Below are 23,141 nucleotides of genomic sequence, written 5' to 3' on the forward strand. Positions count from 1 at the left end.
GGCACCCCGGGGTCGCGCCCGGCGGATAACGATCTCGCCCGCAATGCCGGCCGGACAGCGCCCCTCTCATCCGCCTTTCAGGCACGCCTCATACTGTGGCGGACATGACGTCGCAGACTCCCGCAGGCTGGTACCCCGATCCGGGACAGGTTCAAGGCGGCCCGCGCACCGAACGCTGGTGGGACGGCGGCCGTTGGACGGAACAGATCCGGCCCGCCACGACCCCGTCGCCGAATCCGCCGCAGGACGCGGTTCCCGGGGCGGATCAGCCCCCGGCGCCGGTGCCCGCGCAGCCGGTGCAGATGCCAGGCGCTCCGGAGAACCCCCCGGCCGGGAATTATCCGGCATTTCCAAACTATCCCGCCTATCCGGGTCAGTTGCCGCCGAAGCCGCGCAGCAAGGCGCGGATCGCCATCGCGGCGGCGGTCGCGGTCGTGGTGCTCGCCGGTATCGGCGGTGGCGTGTACGCGCTGACCGCGAGCGACGACGGCAAGGGCGGCCAGGCCGACTCCCAGTCGCAGGCGCCGGTCCCGGGCGGCAACGGCGGGGGCGGCCCCGAGGGCGGCGACGGCGGCCGGGGCGACACCGGTGGCCAAGGGGGTCAGGGTGGCCAGGGCGGCAGCCCGTCGCCCGAGGCGCCCGACCAGTCGCCGCAGGCCCCGCTCGACAAGGGCTACGCCACGGACCTCGGCAACGGGATAGCCCTGCCGGTCCCCGACGGGTGGACCGGCGCGGACGGCATCAGCTCCGCCGGGGTGCAGACGGGCACGTACACGTGCCCCGACGGCTCGGGCAAGCAGTGCGTGAAGGGCGGCGCCTCCAGCGCGTCGGCGAAGTCGCTCAAGCTGTCCGCGACCACCGCCGAGGCCGCGGCCAAGGAGGACATCGCCAAGAACGCGAAGGCGTCCTACGGCGGCAAGACGTACGGCGGGATCACCGGGCACGACGAGCTGCTCTCGAAGAAGGTCACGGTGGCGGGCCAGAAGGGCTATCTGGTCCGCTGGAGCGTGGACACCAAGGCGAAGGTCGACGCCTGGGTGGAGTCGGTCGTGCTGCCCTCCCCCGCCGGCAGCGGCTCGCTGGTCGTGCTCCGGATCGGCGTGGACAAGCCGCAGACGGCGAAGGAGAAGGCGGCCGGACCGGACGACTCGGCGATCGACGAGATCGTCAAGGGCATCAAGAAGTCCGACATCAGCGGCAGCGTCTCGGGCGGCAGCGGCCAGGGCGTCTGACCGGCCCGCGACAGCCTGCGGGCCGGGCGGGTACCCCTCCGCTCAAGGAGGAACCCGCCCGGCCCGGGGGTGCGCGCCGCCCCCGTCCCCACGGTGCGGCGCTGGCAGACCGCCGGCCGGTCATCCCTGCGACCGGCGGTCTCCCGCCTTAAGGGGCCTGATCCTGCGCGGTCAGGCCGAGTCCCGGAATCAGCACCTTCGTCACGAAGCCGACCATGTAGTCGGCGTCGGCGTAGCGCCCTTCCAGGACGGGTCGGCTGCGCATGACTCCGAAGAGCTGCGCGGCGATGTAGGGCAGTGCCGGATGGTCGGCGGCGATCTCGCCGCGCGCCACGGCCCGCTCGACCATCGTCGCGATCGACGCGATCTCCGGTTCGATCAGTGCCTCGCGCAGCGCGTTCTTCAGCTCGGTGTCCTGGAGGACGGCGTGCCCGAGCGCCTGCAACAGGGCCGTGTCCCGCTTGCCCTGCGACGCCGCGTTCCGCGCGGCGGCCACCAGGTCTCCGGCGAGGCTGCCCGTGTCCGCCGAGAAGAACGTCACACAGCGTCCGGCCCGCAGCGCCGAGGCCACCAGCTGCGGCTTCGTCCTCCACTGCCGGTACAGCGTCGACTTGCTGCAACAGGCCTGCGCGGCGACGCCTTCCATGGTCAGCGCCTCGTACCCGTGCCGGCGGAGCTGGTCGAGCACGGCGTCGTAGAACTCCTGTGCGCGCTCGGGCGTGATCTTGGAGCGACGCGAAGCGGTCGGCGCGGTCGTCTGCACGGTCGCGGGTCCCTCTTCGCGCGTCGTCATCACTCTGCTCCTCGGTCCGGTGCCGGTGTCGATGAGATCACAGCCACTATCGATACGCCAGTGTACCGGTACGCCATCGTTTCGGTACACTGGCGTACCGATAAGCGCGCACCACACGCACCACCCAGTCGTCACGAAAAGGGGCCGGGGGATGAATTCCCTTACCGAGCCTGCCGAACCGGAGCCGGACGCATCAGTCGCCCGACCACCCCTGGTCCGCGAGCTCCTGCTGGTCGTAGGACTCTTCCTCGTCTACAAGTTCGGCCGCCAGCTGGCCAACGGCCACACCGCCGAGGCGTTCCGCAACGCCGGCGACGTGTGGCGTCTCGAACGCTCCGCGCACCTGCCCGGCGAGGGTCTGGTGCAGGGCCTCCTGCTGCACGGCGACACCCTCGTCCACGCGGCGAACACCTATTACGCGACCGTCCACTTCCCGGCGACGCTCGGCCTGCTGGTCTTCCTGTACCTGCGCCGGCCGCGCCACTACGTGTGGACCCGCCGGGTGCTCGCCGCGCTGACGGCCGCCGCGCTCGCGCTGCACCTGACGTTCCCGCTGGCGCCGCCGCGGATGCTGGGGGCGGCGCACCTCGTCGACACCGCGCAGGTCTACGGCCCCTCGGTCTACGCGGCGAAGCCGTCCACGGACACCATGGCCAACCAGTTCGCGGCCATGCCCTCGCTGCACTTCGGCTGGGCCCTGATGGTCGCCGTCGCGCTGATCGTCGCCACCCGCTCGAAGTGGCGCTGGCTGTGGCTGCTGCACCCGCTGCTCACCCTGTTCGTGGTCATCGGCACCGCCAATCACTACTGGCTGGACGCGATCGCGGCGACGGCGCTGCTCGGTGCCGCCCTCGCGGTGATCCGGCTGCCGCGCACGGTCACCGGGCGCCGCATCGGCCGTCATCTGCTGCCGGTCCCGGCCCGGCCGGCCGTCGTCGCCGAGTCGCGGGGCGCGTCGGCCGTCGCGCCGTGGTCGCCGCGGCCCGCCCTGCGTACGCCGCCCGACTCGCTGTCCGCGTCGGACGTCCTGGCCCGGATGCCGATCCGGATACCGGTCCAGGTGTCGCCGACGCCGGGTTCCACGTCGGTGACCACCGCTCCGCGGCTCGTGACGAGCGGGGCCGAGCGATGAGTGCCACGCTGCTCGCCGTCGCGCTCTCCCTCGTCTCGGCCGTGGCCTACGCCGCCGCGGCCGTGGCCCAGGAGCGGCTCGCCTCGCGGTCCGGCGGCGGCACGCTGCGGCTCCTCGCCACCGGGGCCTGGTGGGGGACGGTGCTGCTGAACGCCGCGGCGGCTCTGCTGCATGTCGCGGCCCTCAAGTACGGGCCGCTCACCCTGGTCCAGCCGCTCGGCGCGCTCACACTCGTCGCGGCCGTGCCGCTCGGTGCCCGGATCGCCGGGCGGCGGGTGACCGTGGGCGAATGGCGGGGCACCGCCCTGACCCTGCTCGGTCTGGCCGCGCTCCTGGTGACGGCGTCCGGGCCCGAACCCGACGACACGCTGTCCCTGCCGCAGGCCCTCGCGGTCGCGGGTCTGACGACCGCGCTCATCGGGGCGCTGGCCCGGCGCGGCGCCCGGCCCGGACTGCGGCACGCCACCGCGTCCGGTGTCGCCTCGGGGGTCGCCTCCGCGCTCACCCAGACCGTGACGGTGGCGACGACGGACCGTTCCGGTTCCCTGCTCACCGCGCAGGTCGTGGTGGTGGCGGTCCTGGTCGCCCTGTTCGCGGCCGGTGGGCTGCTGCTGTCGCAGACCGCGTACCAGGGTGGGCTCGGTGCCCCGCTGGCGATGGTCACGCTGGCCAATCCGGTCGCCGCGGCGGTCATCGGTCTCTCGTTGCTGGGCGAGCGCCTCCAGGGCGGGGTCGCCGGGTTCGCCCTGGCCGGGGCGGGGGCCATACTCGCGGCGCGCGGGGTCGTTCTGCTGACCCGGGGCGCGATGGTCCTGGGCGAGCCGGTTCACGTCCCGGTCCAGGCGCCGAACCAAGCCCCTCCGGCGATTGAGGAGCGGGGTCCGGGGCAGAGCCCCGTGGCCTTCGCGCCGTAGGGGGTCAGCTCTCGTCGCGGGTGCGCGTCCGTCGTGGTTGCTCGCGCAGTTCCCCGCGCCCCTTACGGGGCCCGCCGAATGCCGTCCAGGGCGAAGCCGAGGACCCGGTCGCGCTGGGCCTCGTCCACATAGGCCGCTCCGGTCACCCCCGACACCATCCGCAACAGATCGTCGAAGGTCACCTCGGCGCGGACACCCCCGGCCTCCTGCGCCCGCAGCAACAGCGGCTCCCCCGCGTCGAGCATGGCCCGGCGGCAGGAGACGAAGATCTCGGACTCGCCGCTCATCGCCTCCCGGATGGCGCGCTTGGTGACGGTGTACTCCACGAAGCGGCGCAGCCAGGTCGAGAGGCCCTGCCACGGATCGGGCACCTCGGCGACCTCGTCCGCGAGCCGGCACAGCGCGTCGACCTCGTCCGCGTAGACGGTCTCGAACAGCACCTGGCGCGTGGGGAAGTTGCGGTACAGCGTGCCGATGCCGACCCCCGCCCTGCGGGCGATGTCCTCCAGCGACGCCTCGCCGCCCTTCTCCGCGAACGCCTCGCGGGCGGCGGCGAGCAGCGCGTCGAAGTTGCGCCGGGCGTCCGCGCGGCGCGGGCGCTGCGCGGCGACCACGCCGCCGACCCGCTCCCTGTCCGTGGTGGTCATGCCTGCCCCCAACGAGGTTGAACCGGAGGTACCCCTCCGCTACTATTCTTTAAGTCGAGGGGTGCCTCCACTTTAGCAGGGGCGCCTTCTGGTTCGCCGTACCTCGACGTACTCCGGCGTACCCCCGTGATCCTTTCAGCCCGCGCAGAGCGACGGGCCACACCCCCCTGCCCTCCTCGTTGGGAGAGAAGCCGTCTTGAACCGGAACGTTCCGAACGTTCGCAACAACCGCCTCACCTTCGCGGTCCTCGCCACCGGTGCCGGCGTGTTCTCGATGATGCAGTCGCTGGTCGCGCCCGCGCTGCCCACGATCCAGCACGCCCTGGACACCTCTCAGGCCACCTCGACCTGGGTGATGACCGCCTATCTGCTGTCGGCGTCCGTCTTCACCCCGATCCTCGGCCGGGTCGGCGACCTGGTCGGCAAGAAGCGCACCATGGTCGCCGCGCTCGTCGCCCTCACCGTGGGCTGTCTGCTCGCGGCGCTGGCGCCCAGCATCGGCGTCCTGATCGTCGCCCGCGTCGTGCAGGGCATCGGCGGCGCCCTCTTCCCGCTCTCGTTCGGCATCATCCGCGACGAGTTCCCGGCCGAGCGGGTCAGCCCCAGCATCAGCAATCTGTCGGCGGTGATCGCCGCGGGCGGCGGTGTCGGCATCGTCGCGGCCGGGCCGATCGTCGGCGCGCTCGACTACCGCTGGCTGTTCTGGCTGCCCGCGGCGGTCGTGGCCGCCACCGCGCTGATCGCCCTGCGCTACGTACCCGAATCGCCCGAACGCGGTGCGGGACGCGTCAACTGGGCCGGAGCCGTGCTGCTCTCCGCCTGGCTCGTCGCCCTGCTGCTGCCCATCAGCCAGGCCACGTCCTGGGGCTGGGGCTCGACCAAGGTCACAGGACTGCTGGCCGCCGCCGTCGTGCTGTTCGCCGCGTGGCTGTTCAGCGAGGCGCGCTCGGCGAGCCCGCTCATCGATCTTCGGGTGATGCGGCTGCGCGCGGTGTGGACGACGAACACCGCCGCCCTGCTGTTCGGCGCGGGCATGTACGCGGTGTGGTCGTTCCTGCCGGGCTTCGCGCAGTCCCCGTCCTCGGCCGGGTACGGCTTCGGGTCGAGCGTGACCGGCGCCGGGCTGCTGATGCTGCCGATGCTCGTGGCGATGTTCCTCGCGGGGGTCGTCAGTGGCCGCCTCGAACCCGTCGTGGGCGCCAAGTCCCTGCTCACGGCCGGTGCCGCGCTCGGCGCCGTGTCCTGCGCGATCCTCGCTCTATGGCACGACGAGGAGTGGCAGATCGCCGTCGCGGCCGGGGTGTTCGGCCTCGGCATCGGCCTGGCCTTCGCCTCCATGGCGAACCTGATCGTGCAGAACGTGCCGGCCGCCACCACCGGCGCCGCCACGGGCATGAACGCCAACATCCGCACCATCGGCGGGTCCATCGGCGCGGCCCTGATGACCAGCCTGGTCACCGGGAACCTCCAGCGCTCGGGACTTCCGTACGAGTCCGGTTACACGCACGGCTTCACGCTGCTGGCCTTCCTGTGCCTGGCGGCGACGCTGGCCGCGCTGCTCGTGCCGACCGCCCGGCGGGCCGCGCTCACCCGCGTGGCGTCGTCGCAGTCCGCGCCGCGGCGGGAGCAGGAACAGGAACAGGAGATCGTCAGCCACTGATCTCGTGACGCACGAAGGGCGTGAAGAGAAGGACATGAAGAAGGGGCGGGCCGGAGACGGCCCGCCCCTTCGGCACGATCAGCGGTCAGCCGAGCCCGCGCGAGTCCTGCTTCAGCGCGGTGTCCACCGTCAGGGCGGTCGCCACGACGAGGCTCAGCAGCGGGTCGGGCAGCTGGAAGTGGATCTGCAGGACGTAGTTGTCGGCCGTCGTGAACATCGTCTTGGCCAGGCCCTCCCACGTCTTGGTGATGCGGGCGACCTCCTGCCCGGCGTGGTCGACGATGGCGAAGTTCCAGGCGCGCCAGTTCTCCGCCTTGATCGCGCCGACCTGCTGGCCGTTCACGATCATCGCGAAGTTGATCTTCCCGATGGCGTTCTGCTGGACGATCTCGCCGACCGGCGAACCGTCCGGCCGCTCCACGAGGACCCGGGACTTGATGAACTTCGCGGGCCGCGTGAGCACCAGCTGCGGCTGCCCGTACGCGTCGCGGATCTCCAGCTTGTGCGTCATGAACTGGTCGACGGAGGACACGAACCGCAGGGCCTTCTTCAGACCGCTCTGGCCGATCTCGGTGACGGACCCGAGCTGGTTCCCGTGCTGGTCCATGACGCTGTACTCGTTGGTCAGCTCGATCAGCTTGGCCTTCTGGTTCACGACCAGGACCGGCTCGGTGAACAGCGATCCGCCGCCCTGCCCGGCGGGTGCGACCCCGGCCTGCTGCTGCACCTGGCGCTGCACGCGCGCGGCGTCCGGGTGCTGCGGCGGGGCGCCGGCCGGGCCGCCGAACTGCTGCTGCGCGGCGGGCTGGGCCATCGCCTGCTGCGGCTGGAACTGCGGCTGGGCCGGGGCCTGCTGCGGCGGCACCTGGGCCGACGGCGCGGGCGTCTCGGCCGGCGCCGCGTGCGTGTGGTCGGTCCACTGGGAACCGTCCCACCACCGCAGCGTCTGGGGCACCCCGTGGGGGTCCGGATACCAACCTGCGGGGGTGTTAGAAGGCGAGGTCACCGGGGCACACTACCCCGCCGACCTGGGAATGTGACCAGGCTGACGGGTGTGATGTGCGCCCCGGCGACACCGCTTCGGCAAGAACGACCCTCGCCGGGAACTACACGGTCGCGATGCCCGGGTCGCTCACGCCGGCCGTCCCGTTCTCGACATGCCCGGAGAGGCGTCGCAGATACCCGGCGTTCCCCTCGACGACGACGGTGAGGTCGTACCAGCGCTTACTGGCCCGCAGGTCGACGGTCTGGGTGACGGTGGCGCCCGCGCGTACCGTGTATGTCTGCTTCCACCCGCCGTAGGCGTTGGTGACGGTGAGGTGGGCGTCGGCGGTGCCCGGGTTCTTCAGGGTCAGCTTCAGATTGCCGGTGCCGCCGTCGTGCCGGGCGGTCACCTCCGGCTCCGCCACCTTGTTGTCGCCCTTGAAGGCGCGCAGGAAGCCGTGCGGCCCGTGCGCCGTGAGGTCGTACTTGCCCGCCGAGTACGCCGAGTTCCAGCTGTCGGAGACGGGCTTGCCGGCCGCGGCGGTGTACGTCCACGGGCCGTCGCCGCGGCTCTGCGAGCGGACCTGGAAGAAGGCGCCCTTCTGGTCGCCGCCGCTGAGCGTCAGCTTGTACTTGCCGGTCGAGAGGTCCACGGCGCCGTCGACATAGGGCGCGTAGCCGGTCGGGCGGCTGGGCCGCGAGCCCTTCTCCTGCTTGGGCAGGGCGCCCTGCGCGGGCGGCTTGGGCACGTAGCTGGAGTGCCGGTCGCGGTCCGGCGGCTCGTAGGCCGCCGTGTCGGGCAGGTCGGCGGGGTCGGTGACCTTCAGGGAGAAGTCGAAGGCCGAGGTGAGGTCGCCGCAGATGGCGCGCCGCCACGGCGAGATGTTGGTCTCCTTGACTCCGAACCGCTTCTCCATGAACCGGATGATCGAGGTGTGGTCGAAGGTCTCCGAGCAGACGTAGCCGCCCGTGGACCACGGCGAGACCACGACCATCGGGACGCGCATGCCGAGTCCGTAGGGACCGGCGGCGCGGGTGCCGCCCGGGTAGTAGTCGAGCGTGGTGTCGACGGTGGAGAGGCCCTGGTTGGCGGAGGCCGGCGGGTAGGGCGGCACGACGTGGTCGAAGTAGCCGTCGTTCTCGTCGTACGTCACGAACAGCGCGGTCTTGCTCCACACCTCGGGGTTCGAGGTGAGCGCGTCGAGCACCTGGGAGATGTACCAGGCGCCGTAGTTAGCGGGCCAGTTGGGGTGCTCGGAGAACGCCTCGGGGGCCGCGATCCAGGAGACCTTCGGCAGCTTGCCCGCCTTGACGTCGGCCTTGAGGACGTCGAAGTAGCCGTCGCCCGCCTTGGCGTTCGTGCCGGTGCGCGCCTTCTCGTAGAGGGCGTCACCGGGCTTGGCGTTGCGGTAGTTGTTGAAGTACAGCAGGGAGTTGTCGCCGTAGTTGCCGCGGTAGGCGTCGTCGATCCAGCCCCAGCCGCCCGCCGCGTCGAGGCCGTCACCGATGTCCTGGTAGACCTTCCAGGAGACGCCCGCCTTCTCCAGGCGTTCGGCGTACGTCGTCCAGCCGTACCCCGCCTCCTCGTTGCCGAGCACCGGGCCGCCGCCCGTGCCGTCGTTGCCGACGTATCCGCTGAGCATGTAGTAGCGGTTGGGGTCGGTCGCTCCGATGAACGAGCAGTGGTAGTCGTCGCAGACGGTGAACTTGTCGGCGAGCGCGTAGTGGAACGGGATGTCGTCCCGGGTGAGGTGCGCCATCGTGCCGGTGCCCTTGGCCGGGACCCAGTTGTCGTACTTGCCGCTGTTGAAGGCGCTGTGGCCGCCCGCCCAGTCGTGGTCGAGGCCCGCGATGAACTGCATGCCGAGGTCGTCGGCGTCCGGGTGGTAGGGCAGGACCTCCTTGCCCGCGCTCACCTGGTTCCAGACCGGCTTGCCGCTGGGCAGGGTCACCGGACGCGGGTCGCCGAACCCGCGCACCCCCTTCATCGAGCCGAAGTAGTGGTCGAAGGATCGGTTCTCCTGCATGAGCACCACGATGTGCTCGATGTCCTGGACCGTGCCGCTGCGCCGGGCGGCCGGGATGGCGGCGGCCCGGTCGATGGAGCCGGAGAGGGCGGTGAAAGCGGCCGTTCCTCCGGCGATCTGGAGGAAGCGGCGGCGATTGAGTTCCGTCATGGGTGTGGGGGTCTCCTGTTGCTTCGATGGTGGTCGGTCCACGAAGAGGGGCAACCGGAGTGTTCAAGATGACAGGGGCCGAAGAAAAGGGGGCTGAAGTGACAGTCGGGCAAAAAGTGGGCGGACGGTGCGCGACATCACCCGCGCATCACCGCACGTCGTGCCACGCCTCCCGGTCCGCCGCGCGCGGATCGGCCTCGGTGCGGCAGCCGTCCGCGTCGAACACCATGGCCGTCCGTTCCCCCGCCGGGTCGTACGCGGCCCAGCCGGGGTCGCCGGTCTCGGCGAACGCCACCCATGCGGCGTGCATCGTGCGGGCCAGGTCCTGCGGCGCCTTCTCCCCCGCCATCGGCACGTAGTCCGGATCGTCGAGCAGGTCGAAGACGAAGCCCAGTTCCAGGGCGTGGCAGGCGCCGAGTTCGCCGTCGAACTGCGGCGAGCGCCAGGCGAACTCGTAGACGTGGGTGCCGGGAACGGACTCGGCGAGCCGGACGGCCGGAATGCGGTAGAACCAGTCGGTGCCGATCGCTTCGAGCAGTTCGCCGGGTTCCGCGCCGGGCCGCCGCTCCCGGTAGGCGTCGAAGTCCGCTCCGTACGCCCTGGCGCCGCGCCGGGCCCGCTCCTCGGTGATGCGGTGGAACCGGCCGGTCGGCACCATGAACAGCCGGTTCTCCTCGCGGTTGGAGCCGACGAGGAGGTCCACGCCGAGGTCGGGTCCGGGCAGGGCGAGTCCGTCGGCGACAGGTTCGAAGACCATGGCGTTGAGCGCCGCCTCACCCCACACCGCCGGGTCGGGCCGGGTGGCGAGCTCCACCCGCAACTCAGCCTGTGCGGTGAGGAGTTCGGGCAGGGGGACGGCCGCGAACGCCTCGGCCGTGTGGGGGACGCCGAGCCGGTCCGCGAGCCGGGCGCCGATCCGGAGCGCCGTCTCCGGGCGGACGAAGTGGTGGCAGGCGCCGCTCTGCAGCACGGCCCGCCGCAGCAGACCGCGGGCGCCAGGGTGGGCGAGGAGTTGTCCGATGGCCATGGCACCGGCCGACTCGCCGAAGACGGTGACGCGGTCGGGGTCGCCGCCGAACGCGGCGATGTTGTCGCGCACCCACTCCAGGGCGGCGAGCTGGTCGAGCAGGCCGCGGTTGTCGGGGGCGCCGGGCAGGTGGAGGAAACCGTCGGTTCCCAGGCGGTAGTTGACCCCGACGAAGACGACGCCGTCCCGGGCGAAGGTCTCGCCGCGATAGCCGCTGGAGTTCGCGGACCCGTTGGAGAACGACCCGCCGTGCAGCCACACCAGGACGGGCAGCCGGGCGCCGGGTCCCGGCTCGGGCGTCCAGACGTTGAGGTTCAGACAGTCCTCGCCCGGCGCCGAGGTCTCCGGGATGAGGGCGTCGAAGGGCGGGGCGTACGGGGCCTTGGGCGCGGTCGGCCCGTACGCGGTCGCGTCCCGCTCGCCGGTCCAGGGCTCGGCGGGGGCGGGGGCCCGGAAGCGGCGGGGGCCGAACGGCGGTGCGGCGTAGGGCACTCCGAGGAAGGCGGCGACGCCGTGGGCGCCGGTGCGGCCTCGCAGCGCGCCCTGTGCGGTGGTGACGACCGGTGTCATACGGTGCGGGCTCCCTCGGTCGGGCTGTCGGGCGGTACGGTGCCGCTCCCTTCCGGGAGCGCGGCGCGCACCGGTGGTACCCGGCGTCGGGCACCCCGTCTCTCGTACCCTGCCGGCCGCACCCGCGTAAAGATCAACGACGTGTCGGGTCCGTCGCACCGTCGGCCGGGCGGCCGCTTCCGGGTGGCCGGGGGTCGTCGCCGCCTGCCGCGTCCAGGGGCTCACCGGCCAGCCACTGGGCGACCGCGCTGCCGATGGGCTGTCCGGTCTCGATCTCGATGAAGCCGAACTGCCCCGACTGATTGCACTCCAGGAACCACCAGATGCCGTCCACGTCCTCCGCGAAGTCGAAGGCGCCGTAGGAGAGTTGGGCACGCTCCAGGTAGACGAGGACGGCGTCCGCCACGCGGGGCGGGACCGGCACCGGGCGCCAGGAGACGCCCGAGGGTCTGAAGCGGACGTCCACCACGGCGCCGTCGTCGTCGGCGGCGTCGGGGTCGGCCGCGGCCCGCGCGGCGAACATCCGCTCCCCCACGACGGTGAGCCGGATGTCGGCGGCCGTGCGGATCCGGCGCTGGAGCAGTGTGGGGCCGTGCTCCACGGCGCGGAAGTCCTCGTCGGGGCGGACCCGGGTGGTCGGCACGGCGAGCCCGTCGTCGCCGGGGTGCGATCCGGAGACCGGCTTCACGACGAGGTCGGGGTAGCGCTCGGCGAACTCCCGGGCCACGCGCGGAAAGGTGGTGATCAGCGTGGCGGGCACCGGCAGGCCGCACTCCCGAGCGAGCCACAGCTGCCAGGGCTTGTGCCGGGCCCGCCGGGCCGCGTCGGGGTGGTTCATCCACCGGGCGTCGGTGCAGCGGAGCATCCCGTACAGCGCCTGCGAGGACTCCTCCGTCAGCCAGGCCGAGGAGGCGACGGCCCCGGCGGCCGGCGTGCCCGGTCTGCGCACCCAGATGGAGCGCAGACCCTGCATGCTGACCATCCGGCCACCGACGGACAGATGGCCCTGAAACGCACCGTGCACGTATTCCCCGGACACATCCACGTCACCGGGCAGTTCGGCCGGGTCGAGGCGGAGCACAGGGATTCCATTGGCGTTCAATTCGACGACGGCGAGGTCGGCGGTCACGTCCTGTTCACAGGTCAGGATCAGTACGGTCATTTCCGCGCGGCCGTTCAGTCGTCGAAATGAGTTTTGGATCCGGCGGTGGAGGTCGTCGCCGCACACGCTCGCAACACTGCGTAGTCGCGTGCAGCCACCCCGCCATCGGGCAGCAGGTTCAATTGCAGTGCGGAGTCGTATGTGTACGACGCGCTGACCTCTGCCTCTCTCACAGGGCGGGCATAGTTCAGAGCGAACGGTCGCATGGGCTCTCCTAGTTGGGGGGTGCACCAAGTCAAGCGCATGGTGACTCTCCGGCGTCACAGTCCTAGCGAATATCTCGGATTCTCTCTGTAGGACGCGTCACACCTGCGGACGAGTTCATTCCGCCACGCTGAGTGATGACGCTACGTCAGGCAGGGAAAAGGGGCGGCTCTTTAGAGCCGCCCCTCTTCAATACCGCCTTTACAGGCCTTTACACGTCCTCAAGTGCGCCTCCACACTCAGACGTTCATGAACTCCGGTGCGGAGCCGGGGTACCTGTCACCGCGTGAGGTAGGCCAGTCCCGGGTGGGCCTCGGTGTACCCGTCGACCAGTCGGCGCGCGACGGTGACGGAGTCGACGAGCGGGTGCAGCGCGAACGCCTTGACGGCGGTCGCGCGCGAGCCGGAGGCGGCGGCGTCGAGCACCTCGCGCTCGACGGCCTTCACCGCGCTCACCAGACCGGTGGCGTGCAGCGGCAGCGGGTCCACGGAGACGGGGTGCGCGCCGCCCGCGTCGACCAGGCACGGCACTTCGATGACGGCGTCGGCGTCGAGGGCCGCGAGGGTGTGGCGGTTGCGGACGTTGAGGATGAGCGTGGTGCGCTCGTCGCGGGCGATGGCCCGCATGAGGGAGAGGGCGACCTTCTCGTAGCCGCCGGATTCGAGGTCCTCGGCGGCGCGCTCGCCGGCCCCCGCCGCCTCCCGGTTCTCCGCCATGTACGTGGCCTCGCGCTCGGCCCTGGTGCGGTCCCAGGTGGCGAGGGCGGGGGCGGCGGGGTCGGCGAGATCCGCGTAGAACCGGGCCTGCTGGTCGCGCAGGAACGCGCCGCGTGTCCGCTCGGCCTGCTGGTAGGCGCGGACGGTCTCGCGGTTGAAGTAGTAGTAGTGCAGGTATTCGTTGGGGATCGCGCCGAGCGAGCGGAGCCAGTCGGCGCCGAAGAGGCGGCCCTCCTCGAAGGAGCCGAGCAGTTCGGGGTCGGCGAGCAGCCGGGGCAGTTCGTCGCGGCCGTCGATCTTCAGGCCGCGCACCCAGCCGAGGTGGTTGAGGCCGACGTAGTCGATCCAGGCGCGGTCCGGGTCGGCGCCGAGCAGCCGGGCGACGCGGCGGCCGAGGCCGACGGGCGAGTCGCAGATGCCGATGACGCGGTCGCCGAGGTGGCGGGACATGGCCTCGGTGACCAGTCCGGCCGGGTTGGTGAAGTTGATGACCCAGGCGTCGGGGGCGAGGCGCTTGACGCGCTGTGCGATGTCGACGGCGACCGGCACGGTGCGCAGCCCGTAGGCGATGCCGCCCGCGCCGACCGTCTCCTGCCCGAGGACGCCCTCGGCGAGGGCCACCCGCTCGTCGGCGGCGCGCCCTTCGAGGCCGCCCACCCGGATCGCGGAGAAGACGAAGTCGGCGCCGGTGAGCGCCTCGTCGAGATCGGTGGTGGCGGTGACCACGGGCGCGTCGGCGATCCCCGCGGCCTGGTCGGCGAGGACGCGGACGACCGCGTCGAGGCGGGCCCGGTCGACGTCGTGGAGGGTGACGTGGGTGACGCGTCCCTCGGCGTGGTCGCCGAGCAGGGCGGAGTACACCAGCGGGACGCGGAAGCCACCGCCGCCGAGGATCGTCAGTCTCGTCGAACCCGAACCCGAACCCGTACGCGTATTCACACTCGTCGATGTCACGCCACAACCACCTTTGCGCCTGCCTCCGTCTGCGGGGGCGTCGGTCACTCCTGCTCCGGTCGCACGTGCGCCGGTCGGCGCACCTTACTCGGCGATTCCTGCCCGCCGGGTGAGGTGATCCGCGCCGCGATCCCGCTGATCGGCTGCGATCGCGCGTGCGAATAGTGCAGGCTACGGGGCATGCCCAGACCTTTACAGCACCGACGACTCGTCCGCGCGGCCGCGGTCTGCGCGACGGCCGCACTCACCTTCTCGGCGGCCGGCGCGGCGAGCGCCGCCGAACCCACCTGGACCGAGACCGGCACGTCGTACGTGAACTCGCTGACCGGCAGCCAGGGCCTGGCGAGCCGTGCCGACGGTTCGCTCCTGCACCGGGGCCTCGCCTCGGTCCCGCTCTCGCTGCGCATCGCGGGCTGGTCGCACGTCGGCGACCCGGACATCGCGCGCGGCTACACCTTCGACGCGTACCAGGGCGGTGACACGACGACGAAGAAGATGTACGCGGTGACGGCGCCCGACGGCACCCGCACCACCTATGAACACGCTCTGGATCAGGGCGAGTTGCTGAACAACTCGTTCGCGTCCGTGTCGCCCGACGGGCAGTGGCTGGTGTCCGGCGAGTGGGGCACGATGAACCGGCTCCAGGTCTTCCCCGCGCCCGTCCTCAACCCCGCCGCGCCCGCGCCCGGCGCGAATCTGCCGCAGGCCGGGCAGATCAGTCTCGACCGGCCGGTGGAGGACATCCAGGGCTGTGACTTCGTGACGGGCACGCAGCTGCTGTGCGCGTCGGACGACGCCGCCAAGGAGGTTCTCCAGGTCGATCTGGCCCGCCCCCTCGACGGTCAACCTGTCACCGGCCATGTGTCGACCGCCTTCAAGATCCCGCAGCGCAGCGTCTGCTCGGGGTCGTTCGAGGCGGAGGGGATCGACTACGACAGCGCGCGCGGCACCCTGCGCGTGGAGATCGTGCCACCGTCGCCGTGCCTGGTGACGACGGCCGTGATCTCGTACACGATGAAGTAGCCACAGCCACGACAGAACACGCAGGAGGTTCCCCGGATGTCAGGTACGCGCACCAGCGGGACGGGACGCCGGGGATTCCTGGGTGGGGTGGCGGCCGTCGGGGCGCTGGCACTGCTCCCCTCGTCGGCGCAGACGGCCGACGCCCGGCCGCGGCCGCAGCCCCGGCCGAGCGATCCCCGGCGGCCCCGGCTGAGCGGTGAGCGTCCCCTCTACCTGGGCACGTACACCTCGCAGCAGGGCGGCGGCACCGGCATCGGGCTCGCCACGTACGACGCGCAGAGCGGCGCGATCACGGGGGCGGGGACCGTCGAGGGCGTGGCCGATCCCTCGTACCTGGCGGTGCATCCGGACGGCGGCACGCTGTACGCGGTCGACGAGCGGCAGGACGGTGGCGTGACGGCCGTGCGCCTGGCCGACCGTACGGTCCTCGGCACCCGCCCGACCGGCGGCGCGGGCCCCTGTCATCTCTCGGTGCACCCGTCGGGGCGCTGGCTGCTGAGCGCCAACTACACGTCCGGCAGTGTCACCGTGCATCCGGTCGACGCCTCCGGCGCGCTCGGGGAGCGCACCGCGCTGGTCACGCACAGCACGCCCGCGCCCGGTCCGGGACAGGACGGGCCGCACGCGCACCAGATCGTCACCAGCCCGGACGGCGGCCATGTCCTCGCGGTCGACCTCGGCAACGACACGGTGTACACGTACCGCCTCGACACCGGCGCGGGGACGCTCACGCAGGTCTCGTACGCGGCCCTGCGTCCGGGTGCGGGCCCCCGCCATCTCACCTTCCATCCCGGCGGCCGGTACGCCTACCTCGCCAACGAGGTCGACAACACCGCGGTCGTCTGCGCGTACGACCCCGAGAGCGGGCGCCTCACCCCGGGCGAGCCGCAGTCCACCGGCACGGGGTCGGGGACGAGCTATCCGGCGCAGTTCCTCGTGACGCGGGAGGGCGCGTACGCGTATCTCGCCAACCGGGGCGACAACAGCCTGACCCGGTACGCGGTCGAGGAGGACGGGGCGCGGCTGCGGCTGCTCGACACGGTGCCGGTGGGCGGCGACTTCCCGCGGCAGATCGCGTTCTCGCCCGACGAGGCGCTGCTGTTCGCGGCGAACCAGAAGTCGGGGTCCGTGAGCGTCTTCCGGGTCGACCACGGCTCCGGCCAACTCACGTCCGCGGGTGCGGCGTTCGAGGCTCCGATCGCGGTGTGCGCGCTGCCGCTGTAGCGGTTACGCTCCGTCGAAGCGCTTCGACGGAGGTCCTTCATGGCAGGCCGCACCCCGGTCATCCCCGGTTTCCACCCCGACCCGAGCATCTGCCGGGTCGGCGACGACTACTACCTCGCGTGCTCCAGCTTCGAGTACGTGCCCGGCGTCCCGCTCTTCCACAGCCGGGACCTGCTGCGCTGGACGCAGATAGGCAACGTCCTCGACCGGCCCGGGCAGTTGACGCTCCCGCCGGACACCCCGGCGTCCGGCGGGATCTACGCGCCGACGCTGCGCCACCACGACGGCCGCTTCTGGCTGATCGTCACGAACTGCGCCGAGGGCGGCGGGAACCTCCTGGTCACCGCCACCGACCCGGCCGGCCCGTGGTCGGACCCGCTGCCGCTGCCCGGGGTGCACGGCATCGACCCGGACATCGTCTGGGACGAGGACGGCACGTGCTGGTGCACCACCGCCGGGATCTCGCAGGTGCCCATCGACCCGTACACCGGGCGGACGCTCGGCGAGCCGCGGCGCCTGTGGTCGGGCACGCCCGGCGCCAAGGCCCCGGAGGCGCCGCACCTGTACCGGGTCGGCGACACCTGGTACCTGCTGATCGCCGAGGGCGGCACCGAGCGCGGGCACGGCGTCTCCGTCGCGCGCGGGCCGTCGCCGTCCGGCCCGTTCGAGCCGTGCCCGGCCAATCCGGTCCTCTCCCACCGCTCCACGGACGACCCGGTGCAGAACACCGGCCACGCCGATCTCGTGCAGGCCCCCGACGGCAATTGGTGGATGGTGTTCCTCGGGGTGCGGCCCGGCGGCGGCTCGCCCGGCTGGCACGTGGTGGGGCGGGAGACGTTCCTGGCGCCGGTGCGGTGGGAGGACGGCTGGCCGGTGGTCGGCGGAATCGTCGCCGGGACCGAGTCCGCCGCGCCCGCGTACCGTGACGACTTCGACGCCCCGGAGCTGGCGCCGGGCTGGATCTCGCCGCGGTCCAGGCCCGCCTCCCACTGCACGACCCAGGACCGCCCGGGCCGGCTGACGCTGCGCGCCCGCGGGGCCGGTCTCGACTCCCCCGACGTGACCTTCGTGGGCCGCCGCCAGGACCTGCTCTCCTGTCGTGCCCGCACCCGCGTCGACCCGGGCGAGGGCAGCGGCGGACTTGCGGTCCGCCTCGACGAGGACCACCACTACGAGATCGAGGCGGGCGGCGGGACGGTCCGGGTGCTGGCCCGGATCGGCCCCCTGCGCACCGCCGTCGCCGAACTCGACGTACCAGAAGGCCCGTTGACGCTCGGTGTCGACGTGAGCCCCCAGCCGGTCCGTGACGCCCGGTCGGGCCCCGACACGCTCACCTTCGGCGTCACCGGGCCCGAGGGCACCTTCACCGCACTCGCCGCGCTCGACGGCCGCTATCTGTCGACCGAGGTGGCCGGCGGCTTCACCGGCCGGGTCATCGGTCCGTACGCGGCCGAGGGCACCGTCCACTTCGACTGGTTCACGTACGAGCCGCTGAAGGAGCCGCCCGTCGCCTGACCTCACATCTCCTGTACGTGGTACGGGAGTTGCGTTCCAACAGCCTCGACCGTGACGGCGCCGCCGGCCGCGTCCCGGCGCACCCGGTACGTGACGGCGGGGCCCACCTCCTGAGCCCCGTGCCCCGGCACGCGCACCGTCACGTCGTCGGCGTCCGAGGTGACGAGGAGGGTGAGCCCGTCGGGCCAGTCGCCGTCGGGCCGCTGGTCGTCCGCGCCCATCGGCAGCACCGCGCCGGGCCGCACGTACAGCGGCAGGCTGTCGAAGCCGTGCGTCTCCCGGCGCCAGCCGGGACCCTCGACGTGCTCCCCGGTGAGCAGGTGTGTCCAGGTGCCCTCGGGGAGGTAGTACTCGACGTCGCCGTCGGCCGAGAAGACCGGCGCCACGAGCAGATCGGGGCCCAGCATGTACTGCCGGTCGAGGGTCCGGCAGGTCGGGTCGTCCGGGAACTCCAGGATCATCGGGCGCATCACGGGCACACCGGTGTCGTGCGCCTCGGTCGCGACTCCGTACAGATACGGCATCAGGCGGTGCTTGAGCAGGGTGAACCGCCGTGCCACGTCGACCGCCTCCTCGCCGAACTCCCACGGCACGCGGTACGAGACGTTGCCGTGCAGCCGGCTGTGCGAGGAGAGCAGGCCGAAGGCCAGCCACCGTTTGAAGACCGCCGGGTCGGGGGTGCCCTCGAAGCCGCCGATGTCGTGCGACCAGAACCCGAAGCCGGACAGGGACAGCGAGAGACCGCCGCGCAGCGACTCGGCCATGGCGCCGAACGACGCGAAGCAGTCGCCGCCCCAGTGCACCGGGTACTGCTGTCCGCCGACGGTCGCGGAGCGGGCGAAGACGACGGCCTCGCCGTTGCCCCGCTCCTTCTCCAGGAGTTCGAAGACGGTGCGGTTGTAGAGGTGCGCGTAGTAGTTGTGCATGCGCTCGGGGTCGGAGCCGTCGTGCCAGACGACGTCGGTGGGCACCCGCTCGCCGAAGTCCGTCTTGAAGCTGTCGACGCCCTGGTCGAGCAGGCCGCGCAGCTTGTCCGTGTACCACGCGCGGGCGGCCGGGTTGGTGAAGTCGACGAGTGCCATGCCGGGCTGCCACAGGTCCCACTGCCAGATGTCGCCGTTCGGCCGCCGCACCAGGAAGCCCTGTTCGGCGGCCTCCGCGAAGAGGGCGGCCTTCTGGGCGATGTACGGGTTGATCCACATGCTGATGCGCAGGCCGCGCGCCTTGAGGCGGCGCAGCATGCCGACCGGGTCGGGGAACACGTCCGGGTCCCAGGTGAAGTCCGACCACTGGTACTCGCGCATCCAGAAACAGTCGAAGTGGAAGACGCTGAGCGGGATGTGCCGGTCGGCCATGCCGTCGACGAAGGACGTCACCGTCTCCTCGTCGTACTCCGTGCAGAACGACGTCGTCAGCCACAGTCCGAAGGACCAGGCGGGCGGCAGGGCCGGGCGGCCGGTGAGGGCGGTGTAGCGGCGCAGCACGTCCTTCGGGGCCGGGCCGGCGACGACGTAGAACTCGACGGACTGGTCCTCGACGCTGAACTGCAGCTGTCCGACGGACTCCGAGCCGATCTCGTAGCTGACCTTCCCGGGGTGGTTGACGAGGACGCCGTAGCCGCGCGAGGAGAGATGGAACGGGATGTTCTTGTAGGCCTGGTCGCTGCTGGTGCCGCCGTCGGCCTGCCAGATGTCGACGGTCTGGCCGTTCTTCACGAACGGGGTGAAGCGTTCGCCGAGGCCGTAGATCTGCTCGCCGACGCCGAGCGCAAGCTGGGTGACCATGTGGTGGGCGCCGTCGGCGGTGGTGGCGAACGCCGTTCCCTTGCGGTCGACTCCGGTGAGCCGCCGTCCGGTGGAGGTGTCGCGGAACTCCAGGCCCCACTCCCCCGCCGTGTCGAGGCGCACGCTCAGCGGTCCGCTCGTCAGCTCGGTGACCGTGCCGTCGCGGGTGACGCGGGCGCCGCTGCCGCCTTCGGTCGGCAACAGCTCGAAGTCGGGCCCGGGTCGGCGCTTTCCGGCGTGGTGGGTGACGCGGACGCCGATGACGCCCTCGGCGGGCGAGAAGCAGTCGATCGTGATCAGCGGCTGGTTGAGCGTGTCGCCCCGGTCGCGGACCTGCCGTACGGCGGCGTACGCGGTGAACCGGTCGTCGGCGTCGCGGATGTCGCGGACCTCGGTGGCGTACGAGGCCCGTACTCCGTCGCGCATCAGCCAGAAACCGTCGGTGAACTTCATGCGTCGAGCCTCCGCGGGATGAAGGTGAGCCGGGCCAGGCGGACCGTGCCGTCGAGCGTCACGCGCAGGTCGTGCACGCCGGTGGCGGTGAAGTCGGCGTCGAGCGTGACGTAGGTGTACGGGCTTCCGGTGGCGGGGACGGTGAGCGGGTGGCCGTCGCCGACGGTCACCGTGCCCTCGCCCGCGGCCTCGACGCGGACGCCCGTCACGCCGTCGGGCCCGAAGTCGCATGCTTGGTAGTGGAGTTCGCCGGATCCGGAGACGGGCGTGACCGCGTCGCCGTAGGTCTTCGTGCGGTCGACGATCTCGGTGCCGCGCTGTTCGTCGTAGGCCGCCGCGTCCAGTCCGTGCGCGACGACGGGCCGGGGTCCGGGCGCGTCGCCGTCGACGGTGATCTCGGTGGTGAGGCGGATGTCCTCGCTGGAGGCGCCGACGAGGATCTCGTACGTTCCCGAGGTCACGCTCCAGCGGCCGTGCGCGACGTCCCAGTGGCCGAGGTCGGCGACCGGCACCGTGCACGTGACCCGCTCGTGGGCGCCGGGCGCCAGGGTGAGACGGCGGTGCGCGAGGAGCTGGCGGCGCGGGCGCGGCACCGGCATGCCGAGCGGGCGGACGTAGAGCTGCGGGACGTCGGCGGCGGTACGCCTCCCGGTGTTGGTGACGGTGAAGGACAACTCCACTGTCTCCGGGCCCGCTTCGGCGACGAGATCGTCGTACCCGAAGGAGCTGTACGTCAGCCCGTGTCCGAACGGGTAGAGCGGGGCGCCCTCGTAGTACAGGTACGTCTGGCGCGAGCCGATGATGTCGTAGTCGAGGAGGTCCGGCAGCTCGGTGTCGGCGGCGTACCAGGTCTGCGGGAGCCGGCCGGCCGGGCTCACGTCGCCCGCGAGGACCCGGGCCAGGGCGCGGCCCGCGGCCTGGCCGCCGTGCGCGGTCCACAGCAGCGCGGGCAGCTTCCGGTCGGCGTCGGGGACGGCGTACGGGTAGGCGGAGACCAGGGCGAGGACGGTGTTCGGGTTGGCGGCGCGGGCCGCGCGCCACAGCTCGTCCTGCTGTCCGGGCAGGGCGAGGGTGGTGCGGTCCTCGGTCTCGCGGCCGTTGATGTGCGGGTCGTTGCCGGCGACGACGATCACGACATCGGCGTCGGCCGCTGCCCTGGCCACGGCGTCGGCGCCGCGTTCGACGAACTCCACCCGGAAAACGGTGCCCTGGTCGGCAACCTTCACGCCCTCGGCGGCGACCACGACGTATCCGCCCGACCCCGTGTGCCGCAGGAGGTGTCCGTCGTGCACCGCTTCGAGGGTGAACGTCTCCTGGACGACCCAGCCGCCCGGCTGGTCGGCGGAGGCCCGGACGAACCTGTCGTCGGCGACCGACAGGTAGCGGCCGTCGGGCGCGCGCAGGGTGAGGACGCCGTGTCCCCAGTCGACCAGGGCGAGTTCGGTGCCCGCGTCGGTCCGGGTGGTCAGCGGCGGCAGGTCGGTGCGGCCGGCGAGCAGCGCCGGGTCGAGGGCGCCCTCGGCGCCGCGCGTCCCGGTGTCGGCGGTGCCTTCGGGGACGTACAGCCAGCCCTCGGCGCAGCGGAGCCTGACCCGGTCCACGCCCTCGGTGAAGGTGACCCGGTCGGGGCCGAACCGCTCGTGGAGGCCGTCGAGCGGGGTGGAGCGGTGGATGAGGGTGCCGCTGTACCAGTCGGTCTTGCACTCGTCGGCGAGCAGGCCGACGAGCGCGATCCGGGCGTCGTCGGGGAGCGGCAGCAGGCCGTCGTTCTTGAGCAGCACGACGGCCTGTTCGGCGGCTTCCTGGGCGAGGGCCCGATGGGTCTCGGTGTCGAACTCACCGGGCGGGACCGGGTCGACGTCCTCGAACTCGCCGAGGCGGGCGCGCACGTCGAGCTGGCGGCGCACGGCGGTGTCGATGTCGGTCTCGGTGATCAGCCCACGCTCCAGGGCGCCCCGGATCCGGCCGGTGATCTGTGACGAGTCGGTGCCGTGGTCGGTGAAGCTGTCCACGCCCGCGACGAGCGCGGCGGCGGTGGCCTCCTCGTGGGTGGCGTAGTAATGCTCGGAGTCGACGAGGTTGCTGGGCGCGCCCGCGTCGGAGCAGACCAGGAGTTCCTGGTCGGTCCAGGTCCTCAACTGCTCGCGCAGGTACGGGGAGACGTGGTTCGGGCGGCCGTTGACGAGGTTGTAGGCGGGCATGACTCCGGCCACGGCGCCCTCCTCGACGGGCCGCCGGAACGCCTTCAGGTCGTACTCGTGCAGGACGCGGGGGCGCACGGAGGAGCTGGCCGTGTCGCGGGCGGTCTCGTTGTTGTGGGCGAGCCAGTGCTTGAGGACGGGGGCGGTGCGCCAGTAGGTGGGGTGGGGGCCGCGCAGGCCGCGCGTGTAGGCGGTGGCGATGGCGGCGGTGAGGCAGGGGTCCTCGGAGTAGCCCTCTTCATTGCGGCCCCACAGCGGGTGGCGCAGCAGATTGACCGTCGGGGCCCAGACGTTGAGACCGACGCGCTCGTCGCGGGCGCGCATGGTGCGGACCTCGCCGGCCACGGCGTCGCCGACCCGGCGCACCAGGTCCTCGTTCCAGGTGGCGCCGAGCCCGACCGACTGCGGGAACACGGTGGCCGGGCCCATCCAGGCGACCCCGTGCAGCGCTTCCTGACCGGTGCGGAACGCGGCGAGGCCGAGCCGTTCGACGCCGGGCGTGAACTGGTGCAGCAGGGCGATGCGTTCGTCGAGCGAGAGTCCGGCGAGCAGGTCGTCGACGCGCTTGTCGGCGGACGGGGTGCCACCTGGGTCGAGCGGGAATTCTGCGGTCACGGGCGGGTCCCTTGTCGAGATGGAGCGGTCGGCTCGCCGACCGGCGCAATAAATCTTCGAAGCGCTTCGATGCTCCGTAGAGAAGATGTCAGGTGTCAAGTGCCTGGGAGCGAAGCTGCGTTCAGGAATCTGATGCACGCACCTTGTGAGCCT

General features: G+C 72.0%; 17 protein-coding genes and 1 pseudogene. 8 read left to right on the forward strand and 10 right to left on the reverse strand.

Going from position 1 to position 23,141, the window contains the following annotated elements; translation table 11 throughout:
• Positions 1–104: 104 nt before the first annotated feature.
• Positions 105–221 (forward strand): annotated as a pseudogene (locus ACFVDP_RS06505) (DUF2510 domain-containing protein); the annotation flags it as partial.
• 156 nt (positions 222–377) lie between these two features.
• Positions 378–1,232, forward strand: a complete 855-nt coding sequence (locus ACFVDP_RS06510) for a hypothetical protein (RefSeq protein ID WP_383484413.1) — start codon at positions 378–380, stop codon at positions 1,230–1,232.
• A gap of 148 nt (positions 1,233–1,380) precedes the next feature.
• Here ACFVDP_RS06510 and ACFVDP_RS06515 read toward each other — a convergent pair whose 3' ends face one another.
• A complete protein-coding gene (locus tag ACFVDP_RS06515) occupies positions 1,381–2,025 on the reverse strand; it encodes a TetR/AcrR family transcriptional regulator (protein WP_383484145.1) in 645 nt (214 codons plus the stop codon).
• Positions 2,026–2,176: 151 nt separating this feature from the next.
• Here ACFVDP_RS06515 and ACFVDP_RS06520 point away from each other — a divergent pair, with 151 nt between their 5' ends.
• Together ACFVDP_RS06520 and ACFVDP_RS06525 are read left to right on the forward strand one after the other, a co-directional pair.
• Positions 2,177–3,157 (forward strand): phosphatase PAP2 family protein, encoded by a 981-nt coding sequence (locus ACFVDP_RS06520; protein WP_383484148.1) that lies wholly within the window; start codon positions 2,177–2,179, stop codon positions 3,155–3,157.
• Complete coding sequence (locus ACFVDP_RS06525) at positions 3,154–4,071, forward strand: hypothetical protein (RefSeq protein WP_383484151.1); 918 nt, start codon at positions 3,154–3,156, stop codon at positions 4,069–4,071. The genes ACFVDP_RS06520 and ACFVDP_RS06525 overlap by 4 nt, the downstream gene beginning before the upstream one ends.
• Before the next feature lie 62 nt (positions 4,072–4,133).
• Here the strand turns inward: ACFVDP_RS06525 and ACFVDP_RS06530 are convergent, their stop codons facing one another.
• The gene (locus ACFVDP_RS06530) at positions 4,134–4,718 is read right to left on the reverse strand and encodes a TetR/AcrR family transcriptional regulator (RefSeq protein WP_383484154.1); all 585 of its coding nucleotides are present in this window, start codon (positions 4,716–4,718) and stop codon (positions 4,134–4,136) included.
• 196 nt (positions 4,719–4,914) lie between these two features.
• On the opposite strand from ACFVDP_RS06530, the gene ACFVDP_RS06535 reads away from it, so the two are divergent.
• Positions 4,915–6,378: an MFS transporter gene (locus tag ACFVDP_RS06535; RefSeq protein WP_383484157.1), complete on the forward strand. Its 1,464-nt coding sequence runs from the start codon at positions 4,915–4,917 to the stop codon at positions 6,376–6,378.
• 85 nt (positions 6,379–6,463) lie between these two features.
• Here the strand turns inward: ACFVDP_RS06535 and ACFVDP_RS06540 are convergent, their stop codons facing one another.
• The 6 genes from ACFVDP_RS06540 to ACFVDP_RS06565 all read right to left on the reverse strand — a co-directional run bounded on the left by ACFVDP_RS06540 (position 6,464) and on the right by ACFVDP_RS06565 (position 14,119).
• Entirely contained in the window at positions 6,464–7,384 is a 921-nt protein-coding gene (locus ACFVDP_RS06540) for a phospholipid scramblase-related protein (RefSeq protein WP_383484160.1), read from the reverse strand.
• Positions 7,385–7,484: 100 nt separating this feature from the next.
• Entirely contained in the window at positions 7,485–9,539 is a 2,055-nt protein-coding gene (locus ACFVDP_RS06545; RefSeq protein ID WP_383484163.1) for a phosphocholine-specific phospholipase C, read from the reverse strand.
• A gap of 148 nt (positions 9,540–9,687) precedes the next feature.
• Complete coding sequence (locus ACFVDP_RS06550; protein ID WP_383484166.1) at positions 9,688–11,136, reverse strand: carboxylesterase/lipase family protein; 1,449 nt, start codon at positions 11,134–11,136, stop codon at positions 9,688–9,690.
• Positions 11,137–11,269: 133 nt separating this feature from the next.
• A complete protein-coding gene (gene tgmB, locus ACFVDP_RS06555; RefSeq protein ID WP_383484169.1) occupies positions 11,270–12,298 on the reverse strand; it encodes an ATP-grasp ribosomal peptide maturase in 1,029 nt (342 codons plus the stop codon).
• A gap of 14 nt (positions 12,299–12,312) precedes the next feature.
• Complete coding sequence (gene tgmA, locus ACFVDP_RS06560; RefSeq protein ID WP_383484172.1) at positions 12,313–12,504, reverse strand: putative ATP-grasp-modified RiPP; 192 nt, start codon at positions 12,502–12,504, stop codon at positions 12,313–12,315.
• A gap of 277 nt (positions 12,505–12,781) precedes the next feature.
• On the reverse strand, positions 12,782–14,119 hold the full coding sequence (locus ACFVDP_RS06565) for a 6-phospho-beta-glucosidase (RefSeq protein ID WP_383484404.1): 1,338 nt from the start codon (positions 14,117–14,119) through the stop codon (positions 12,782–12,784).
• Positions 14,120–14,353: 234 nt separating this feature from the next.
• On the opposite strand from ACFVDP_RS06565, the gene ACFVDP_RS06570 reads away from it, so the two are divergent.
• From ACFVDP_RS06570 to ACFVDP_RS06580, 3 genes are read left to right on the forward strand one after another with little or no spacing between them, the layout of a single operon-like run.
• Positions 14,354–15,196 carry a hypothetical protein gene (locus ACFVDP_RS06570; protein WP_383484175.1) on the forward strand — a complete coding sequence of 281 codons (843 nt, stop codon included), beginning with the start codon at positions 14,354–14,356 and terminating at the stop codon, positions 15,194–15,196.
• Between the two features lie 36 nt (positions 15,197–15,232).
• Positions 15,233–16,420 (forward strand): lactonase family protein, encoded by a 1,188-nt coding sequence (locus ACFVDP_RS06575; RefSeq protein ID WP_383484178.1) that lies wholly within the window; start codon positions 15,233–15,235, stop codon positions 16,418–16,420.
• A 39-nt stretch (positions 16,421–16,459) separates the two neighbouring features.
• Positions 16,460–17,935 (forward strand): glycoside hydrolase family 43 protein, encoded by a 1,476-nt coding sequence (locus ACFVDP_RS06580; protein WP_383484181.1) that lies wholly within the window; start codon positions 16,460–16,462, stop codon positions 17,933–17,935.
• A 2-nt stretch (positions 17,936–17,937) separates the two neighbouring features.
• Here the strand turns inward: ACFVDP_RS06580 and yicI are convergent, their stop codons facing one another.
• Positions 17,938–20,172: an alpha-xylosidase gene (gene yicI / locus ACFVDP_RS06585; protein WP_383484184.1), complete on the reverse strand. Its 2,235-nt coding sequence runs from the start codon at positions 20,170–20,172 to the stop codon at positions 17,938–17,940.
• Positions 20,169–22,988 (reverse strand): glycoside hydrolase family 3 C-terminal domain-containing protein, encoded by a 2,820-nt coding sequence (locus tag ACFVDP_RS06590; protein ID WP_383484188.1) that lies wholly within the window; start codon positions 22,986–22,988, stop codon positions 20,169–20,171. Before ACFVDP_RS06590 ends, yicI begins: the two co-directional genes overlap by 4 nt.
• Between the last annotated feature and the right edge of the window lie 153 nt (positions 22,989–23,141).

It is taken from the genome of Streptomyces sp. NPDC057694, from assembly GCF_042799415.1.
GTDB lineage: Bacteria > Actinomycetota > Actinomycetes > Streptomycetales > Streptomycetaceae > Streptomyces.

Excerpts from the sequence above, each read along its gene's own strand:
- ACFVDP_RS06515 (WP_383484145.1), bottom strand. The coding sequence starts at position 2,025 with ATGACGACGCGCGAAGAGGGACCCGCGACCGTGCAGACGACCGCGCCG.
- ACFVDP_RS06520 (WP_383484148.1), top strand. The coding sequence starts at position 2,177 with ATGAATTCCCTTACCGAGCCTGCCGAACCGGAGCCGGACGCATCAGTC.
- ACFVDP_RS06525 (WP_383484151.1), top strand. The coding sequence starts at position 3,154 with ATGAGTGCCACGCTGCTCGCCGTCGCGCTCTCCCTCGTCTCGGCCGTG.
- ACFVDP_RS06530 (WP_383484154.1), bottom strand. The coding sequence starts at position 4,718 with ATGACCACCACGGACAGGGAGCGGGTCGGCGGCGTGGTCGCCGCGCAG.
- ACFVDP_RS06545 (WP_383484163.1), bottom strand. The coding sequence starts at position 9,539 with ATGACGGAACTCAATCGCCGCCGCTTCCTCCAGATCGCCGGAGGAACG.
- ACFVDP_RS06550 (WP_383484166.1), bottom strand. The coding sequence starts at position 11,136 with ATGACACCGGTCGTCACCACCGCACAGGGCGCGCTGCGAGGCCGCACC.
- tgmB (WP_383484169.1), bottom strand. The coding sequence starts at position 12,298 with ATGACCGTACTGATCCTGACCTGTGAACAGGACGTGACCGCCGACCTC.
- tgmA (WP_383484172.1), bottom strand. The coding sequence starts at position 12,504 with ATGCGACCGTTCGCTCTGAACTATGCCCGCCCTGTGAGAGAGGCAGAG.
- ACFVDP_RS06570 (WP_383484175.1), top strand. The coding sequence starts at position 14,354 with ATGCCCAGACCTTTACAGCACCGACGACTCGTCCGCGCGGCCGCGGTC.
- ACFVDP_RS06575 (WP_383484178.1), top strand. The coding sequence starts at position 15,233 with ATGTCAGGTACGCGCACCAGCGGGACGGGACGCCGGGGATTCCTGGGT.
- ACFVDP_RS06580 (WP_383484181.1), top strand. The coding sequence starts at position 16,460 with ATGGCAGGCCGCACCCCGGTCATCCCCGGTTTCCACCCCGACCCGAGC.
- yicI (WP_383484184.1), bottom strand. The coding sequence starts at position 20,172 with ATGAAGTTCACCGACGGTTTCTGGCTGATGCGCGACGGAGTACGGGCC.